General features: G+C 40.5%; 5 protein-coding genes and 1 pseudogene. All 6 read left to right on the forward strand.

Going from position 1 to position 7,276, the window contains the following annotated elements; genetic code table 11:
• Positions 1–96, forward strand: a pseudogene (locus tag PV763_RS16540) (copper resistance protein CopB); the annotation flags it as partial.
• 112 nt (positions 97–208) lie between these two features.
• Entirely contained in the window at positions 209–604 is a 396-nt protein-coding gene (locus PV763_RS16545; RefSeq protein WP_002071399.1) for a hypothetical protein, read from the forward strand.
• Between the two features lie 80 nt (positions 605–684).
• Complete coding sequence (locus tag PV763_RS16550; protein WP_420938233.1) at positions 685–1,989, forward strand: TolC family protein; 1,305 nt, start codon at positions 685–687, stop codon at positions 1,987–1,989.
• Positions 1,989–3,488 carry an efflux RND transporter periplasmic adaptor subunit gene (locus tag PV763_RS16555; RefSeq protein WP_270429573.1) on the forward strand — a complete coding sequence of 500 codons (1,500 nt, stop codon included), beginning with the start codon at positions 1,989–1,991 and terminating at the stop codon, positions 3,486–3,488. The genes PV763_RS16550 and PV763_RS16555 overlap by 1 nt, the downstream gene beginning before the upstream one ends.
• A 13-nt stretch (positions 3,489–3,501) precedes the next feature.
• Entirely contained in the window at positions 3,502–6,648 is a 3,147-nt protein-coding gene (locus tag PV763_RS16560; protein WP_130114468.1) for an efflux RND transporter permease subunit, read from the forward strand.
• Positions 6,649–6,681: 33 nt separating this feature from the next.
• Positions 6,682–7,047 carry a copper-binding protein gene (locus tag PV763_RS16565; RefSeq protein ID WP_130114467.1) on the forward strand — a complete coding sequence of 122 codons (366 nt, stop codon included), beginning with the start codon at positions 6,682–6,684 and terminating at the stop codon, positions 7,045–7,047.
• Positions 7,048–7,276 lie beyond the last annotated feature (229 nt).

A 7,276-nucleotide genomic window follows, 5' to 3' on the forward strand; every position in this document is an offset into this window, starting at 1 on the left:
CAATATGAAAAAGGACAGAAAGCCACTTCTATGCAAGAGGCAACAGAGTCTGAAAAGGGATGGAAATATGGTGCAGGTATCGAATTAGTTTTTTAAGGTGATATGACTTAGTATCATGAATGATAGCTTTGGCTATCATTCATAAAATTATTGCTATTTAATTTCGAATCTGTAAAACTAAAAAAGCTTAAATTTTGGTCTTATCTCTATGCAGTGGTTAAAAACATGCCTATCGCTGTTTTTATCGTTTGCTATCCTTTTAGTAGGATCGGCTGCTGCTGCTTCGTCTGTACATAAGCGGTGTTTAATGCCATCTGAACAGATGAAATCCATGCAAATGGAAGCATCTCAAAACCAGGATATGATGCATACCGACTGTATGAAAGTTGAAGCAAAGGTCAAAAAAACGCTACATGATCCTTCCTGTATGTCTGAGCAAGATTGCATTATGTCTTTTGCCAAAATTGCGTACGCCAGTGATCCTCAAAGCATTTTGCACTCAACGGTATTCTCACCCGTAGAGCGATCAGTCTTTTATTTTCCAGATCAAAATCTTCCTGCTCCATACCCTTCAGGTTTATGGAAGCCCCCACGCTCTAACTAATTTGATAATTCTTCGTCATTCATAGAGTTTTCTATGGATGTTCTACACGTGCGCGTGTATATCATTTTAGAGCTAAAAATATGAACTTTTATAAAGAAAAGCTATCCCCGGGGGGGAGATGGCAGATAGCTACGATCTGTTTCTCTTTGATCTATGGTCAAGCTTATGCCGAGCCACTGACATTGGATACAGCTTTGAAGCTTGCTGAGCAATATGCACCTACCCTAAGAGCAAATAGTGCTCAGATTGAGGGAGCTGAGAATATGGTTTCAGCTTCAGGTATTTTACCCAACCCTAAACTATTTGTGGGCTTAGATAATTACCCTATATCTGGTGATGCTGCATGGTCAATCACACAGGAAGGTATGACTATGCAGAAAATTGGTGTTATGCAAGATTTTCCAAACCGCGCCAAAAGACAAGCCGAGGTCGAGTTAGCAAAAGCTGAATTGGGTTCAGTCACTGCTCAAACTGAGATTCTACGTATTGAGTTACGTCAAAAAGTTGCATCTGCTTGGTTTAAACGTTTTTATCTTGAGCGTAAATTGGCGCTATACGATGAACTGTTTTCAGAGAATCGATTACTTTCTCAGATGACCCAAACACAGGTCACCTCTGGTCGAACTATGGTTGCTGATGCACTTGATCCAAGACTTGAAAGTAATGTTCTACTCGATCAAAAAGATGATTTACTTCGAGATTTAAAAAAGGCCAAGTTAGAACTACATCGACTGGTAAGTGCAGAACCAACTGAAAACATCTCTCAAATTGAAACCTTATCTACCCAAGCACCAATAATCTCTCTTGATACATCAAAGTTGTATCATCACTTGCACCAACATCCTGAGTTAAAAGTTTATCAGGCTGAAAAGAAAACGGCTGAAGCAAAACTTAGGCAAGCTCAAGCTTTGCAAAAACCAGATTGGGGCATTGAGTTTGCTTATCAGCATCGAGCACCTGAGTTTGGCGATATGATCGGTGTGCAACTGACAACTGAACTCCCTGTTTTTTCAAAAAAACGGAGTGGTCCACTCATTCAAGCAGCTTTAGCTGAACAAAACCGGATTACTGCCGATCAAGAGGTTAAGTATCGTGAATATCTCACCTTGTTAGATGAAGGGTTATCTGATCTTGACGCTCTTGACCAACAAATTAATCGCACGATGCAAAAGAGTATTCCTCTTGCCAAACAAAAAGTGAATTTACAGTTAGCAACTTATCAAGCGGGGAAAACTAATTTGACCAATATCATTGCTGCCCGACAAGCTCTTCTAGAACAACGATTGCGTCTCATTGATCTTCAACAACAACAGGCTGTGACTAAAGCCCAACTTTATTTTGCCTTTGAAGAACCAACCTTAAACTATGTTGAGGAGCAGCCATAATGTTAAAAAATAAATTGGCAGTGACTGTCATAGGAGTTGCCACAATTAGTTTGGTTGCAGGTGGTGGTGCTGGATATTGGATAGCACATCAGAAAGACAATCCTCAATCGACATCGGCAAGTCAACAACAGGATGCCAAAGTGTTGTATTGGTACGACCCAATGAAGCCTGAACAGCATTTTGATAAGCCAGGTAAGTCTCCATTTATGGACATGCAACTGGTACCTAAATATGCAGATGAAAATGCAGCGATGACCGATGAAAGTCGTCCTACAGTCAAAATAGATCCATCTATTCAACAAAATTTAGCCATCCGTTACGGCACTGTTGAACAGGCTGTAATTGGAAATGCCATGTTTACTAATGGCATATTACAAGCAAATGAACGGCAAACAGCTATTTTACAAACTAGAGCAAGTGGCTTTGTTCAGCGAGTGTATGGGCATGCTGTAGGAGATATGGTAAGGCAAGGGAGTCCTATTGCTGATATTTCAATACCCGAATGGACTGGAGAGCAAACTGAATTTTTAGCTGTGCTCCGTACTGGAGATCGTTCCCTTATTCAAGCAAGCCGTCAACGTTTGCAGCTTTTAGGAATACCACAAAATGTGATTCATCAAGTTGAGCGAACTCGTCGAGTGCAATCTAATATAACTTTGCAAGCTCCCATTAGTGGATTTATTGATTCACTAGAAGTCCGCAATGGAATGGCTTTAGCTATGGGGCAAACGCTGGCCATCATTAAAGGGATTAACCCAATCTGGTTAGAAGCAGCAATACCTGAAACACAAATTGCTGGAATCAAACGAGGAAGTAAAGTCGAAGTTACTTTTACAGCATACCCTCAAATAGTCTCGGGTAAAGTAATTGATATCTTACCTACCTTAGATACTACTAGCAGAACCATAAAAGTTCGTATTGAATTACCTAATAAAGAGGCACAGCTCAAACCGGGGATGTTTGCCTCTGTCAAACTATCTAGCAATCCTCAAAGCAGTTTAATAGTTCCAGAGCAGGCTGTTATCCGTACAGGCACCCGTAATATTGTCATTGTGGCTCATGAGCAAGGACGTTTTGAACCTGTTGTTGTTCAGTTAGGGCAAAGTGATGGAAATAAGATTGCAATTTTAGAAGGTTTGAAAGTAGGTCAAAAAGTTGTAATTTCAGGACAATTCTTGATTGACTCTGAAGCAAATTTACAGGGCGTACTTGATAAGCTGAATACTGGAAAATCTATTACCCCCTCTCAAGCAGTTAAGACATCAAAATATCAAGGCATTGGAAAAGTTGAAAAAGTCACAGCTCAGGAAGTTACTATTTCACATCAGGCTATTCCTGAGTTGGGTTGGGGTGCTATGACCATGAGCTTTAAACAGCCAGTACAGCCATTTACTCAGATTCAGCAAGGTGACCAGGTCAACTTTAGTTTTACAAAAGTTGGAGATGCTTATGTCATTTCTGACATTTCAAAGATGTCTATGACATCTATAAAGAACTAACGGGAGAACTATTATGATCGCCCGTATTATTCGTTTTTCAATTTTGAATCGAGTATTTGTATTACTAGCTGCTTTAGTTCTGGCTATCTGGGGGACTTGGGCTGTTAAAAATACTCCTGTTGATGCTTTACCAGATTTATCTGACGTACAAGTCATTGTACGAACTAATTTTCCCGGTCAGGCACCACAGATTGTTGAAAATCAGGTGACTTATCCTTTAACAACCACCATGTTATCAGTGCCTGGAGTTAAAGATGTTCGGGGGTATTCTTTTTTTGGTGATTCGTTTGTCTATGTCATTTTTGACGAACATACAGACCTCTACTGGGCACGGTCACGTGTTTTGGAATACTTGAATCAGATACAAGGAAATATGCCTGCGGATGCGAAATCATCATTAGGGCCAGATGCTACAGGGGTTGGCTGGATTTATGAATATGCATTAGTTGATCCAACAGGACAGCATGATCTTTCTCAGTTGAGAAGCGTACAAGACTGGTTTTTAAAGTATGAGTTGAAGACATTACCCAATGTGGCTGAAGTTGCCACGATTGGGGGAATGGTGAAGCAATATCAGGTTGTTTTAAACCCAAGCAAAATGGCGTCATTAGGTATTACTCAAGATAATGTCATTGAAGCGATTCAAAAAGCTAATCAAGAAACGGGTGGTTCAGTCTTGGAAATGGCTGAAACCGAATATATGGTACGAGCCACTGGTTATTTAAAAACATTAGATGATTTTCGCCAGATCCCACTACGGACAAATCGTTTTGGTGTTCCAGTTACTTTGGGTGATATTGCAACGATACAGCTTGGACCAGAAATGCGTCGTGGTATCAGTGAACTGAATGGACAAGGTGAAACTGTTGGTGGCGTTGTGATTTTACGAGCAGGTAAAAATGCACGTGAAACTATTGCTGCTGTTAAAGTAAAGCTCGCGGAATTACAACAGAGCCTACCAAAAGGTGTGCAGGTGGTTCCCGTATATGATCGTAGTCAATTGATCGATCGGGCTATAGAGAATCTCAGCCATAAATTGATTGAAGAGTTCATTGTCGTGGCATTAGTCTGTGGACTTTTCCTCTGGCATTTACGTTCAGCAATGGTGGCTATTGTTTCTCTACCACTTGGGATTTTATCGGCTTTCCTGGTCATGTATTATCAGGGGTTAAATGCCAATATTATGTCTCTGGGTGGTATTGCCATTGCGATTGGGGCCATGGTCGATGCTGCGGTGGTAATGGTAGAAAATGCACACAAACATATAGAAGCTTGGCAGCATGAGCATCCTGATCAAATCTTAGCACCACAAGAACGTTGGGATATTATTGCTCGGTCAGCCAGTGAGGTTGGTCCAGCTTTATTTTTCTGTCTACTCATCATTACCTTATCCTTCATTCCTATTTTCACCTTGCAGGCACAAGAGGGACGCTTGTTCTCACCATTGGCATTTACCAAAACTTATGCCATGGCAGCGGCAGCTGGTTTATCCATTACGTTAATTCCAGTATTGATGGGGTATTGGATCCGCGGGAAATTACCGTCTGAACAACGTAATCCACTAAATCGTTTTCTCATCAAAATATACGGTCCTATGTTGGATAAAGTTTTAGCTTATCCAAAGACGACATTACTGGTTGCATTGCTTATTTTTCTAGTGAGCCTTTACCCTCTGACCCGTTTAGGTGGAGAATTTTTACCTAAAATGGATGAAGGCGATTTACTATATATGCCGTCGGCTTTACCGGGATTGTCCGCAGCCAAAGCTTCTGAACTGCTACAGCAAACAGATAGGATGATTAAAACCATTCCGGAAGTTGCAACGGTATTTGGTAAGGCTGGACGAGCTGAGTCAGCTACAGACCCAGCGCCTTTGGAGATGTTTGAAACAACAATTCAATTTAAGCCTCGATCTGAGTGGCGTGCTGGGATGACACCTGAAAAATTGGTGAAAGAACTTGATAAGGCAGTTCAGGTGCCGGGTTTAACGAATATTTGGGTACCGCCTATTCGTAACAGGATTGATATGTTGGCGACTGGGGTTAAAAGTCCCATCGGAATTAAAATTTCAGCAAACAATTTACAAGATATTGATCGGGTCGCACAACAAGTTGAACAAGCAGCTAAAACGGTATCTGGTGTTAGCTCAGCTTTAGCTGAACGGCTCACGGGTGGCAGGTATATTGATGTTGATATCAATCGTATGCAAGCTGCACGATATGGTCTTAATATTGATGATGTACAGCAAATTGTGTCATCAGCGATAGGTGGAAAAAATATTGGTGAAACTGTTGAGGGATTAGCAAGATATCCTATTAATGTACGTTATCCACGAGAGATTCGAGACTCACTGGAAGCTTTGAGAAATTTACCTGTTGTTACCGAGTCAGGTCAGCAAATTATCTTAAGTAGCGTTGCCAATATCCAGATTACAGATGGCCCTCCAATGCTGAAGAGCGAAAATTCCCGCCCTAGTGGTTGGGTCTATATTGATGTGCAAGGACGTGACTTAGCTTCAGTTGTACAAGATTTGAAACAAACCATTGATTCGCAAGTCAAACTTTCTCCTGCTATGAGCATCAGCTATTCAGGCCAGTTTGAGTTTATGGAACGTGCAAATGCTCGACTAAAAGTAATAATTCCAATTACTTTGATGATCATTTTTCTATTGCTCTACCTGATCTTTAGACAAGTACAAGATGCTGCTCTGATTATGTTGACTCTACCTTTTGCCTTAATTGGTGGTATTTGGGCCATATACTTGAGTGGCTATAACTTTTCAGTGGCAATTGCTGTTGGTTTTATTGCACTTGCGGGTGTTGCCACAGAGTTTGGAGTGGTCATGCTATTTTATTTAAAACAAGCGATAGATCATACCCAACAACATTTACCTTCTTCAGCAGCGTCTTTAACGGTGCAACAACTCAATGATGCAATCCGAACAGGAGCTGTACTACGCGTTCGTCCTAAAGCCATGACGGTTGCCGTCATTTTGGCAGGCTTAATTCCTATACTTTTAGGGACTGGGACAGGTTCCGAATTGATGAGCCGTATTGCTTTACCTATGGTTGGGGGCATGATTTCAGCTCCTCTACTGTCAATGTTTGTTATCCCAGCTGCATATCAGCTTTTAATCAAAAGAAAACTATCAACACATTGATCGTTTTATTATTTCGTCTAAAGAGGTTTTATTATGTTGAAATTTATGAAAATTATTGCTCTTGTTACCACCATTGCTGCATTAAGCGCATGTAGTAAAAATGAAGCATCAGAGCAGAAGAAAGCAGACGCACCTATGGAGCAGATGAATAAGGAGTCTTCTACCGCTACAACGGCTCAAGCCGTTGGCGTGATTACTGCTATTGATACGAAAGAAAATATTTTAACACTCGACCATGAAGCAATTCCTGCACTTAAATGGCCTGCAATGATGATGGGCTTAAAAGTTGCTGACCCATCCTTATTAAATGGTTTAACTGTAGGGGATAAAGTTGAATTTGAATTAAAAGCAGAAGGAGAAAATTATATAATCATCGCTGTAAAGCCTAATAATTCATAATGTACTAGTATATGGTGCCAATAGTGTTATATCCTTTAGACGCTATTGGCATTTTTATAGAAGTTAAATAAGATCGCTTTAAAAATTCCAGTTTATATAGTTCAATTCTTGAATTTTATTTTATCAATTCCACTGTAAGGCAAGAAAGCATTTGAACCGTACCGGGTTTGTCGGAGACTTTTTTATTTAAGTTAGGCCACCTGACCTAACGGGTTAATCTTATCATAGT

The sequence above is a fragment of the Acinetobacter sp. AS5 genome (assembly GCF_048957595.1).
Classification (GTDB): Bacteria; Pseudomonadota; Gammaproteobacteria; order Pseudomonadales; family Moraxellaceae; genus Acinetobacter.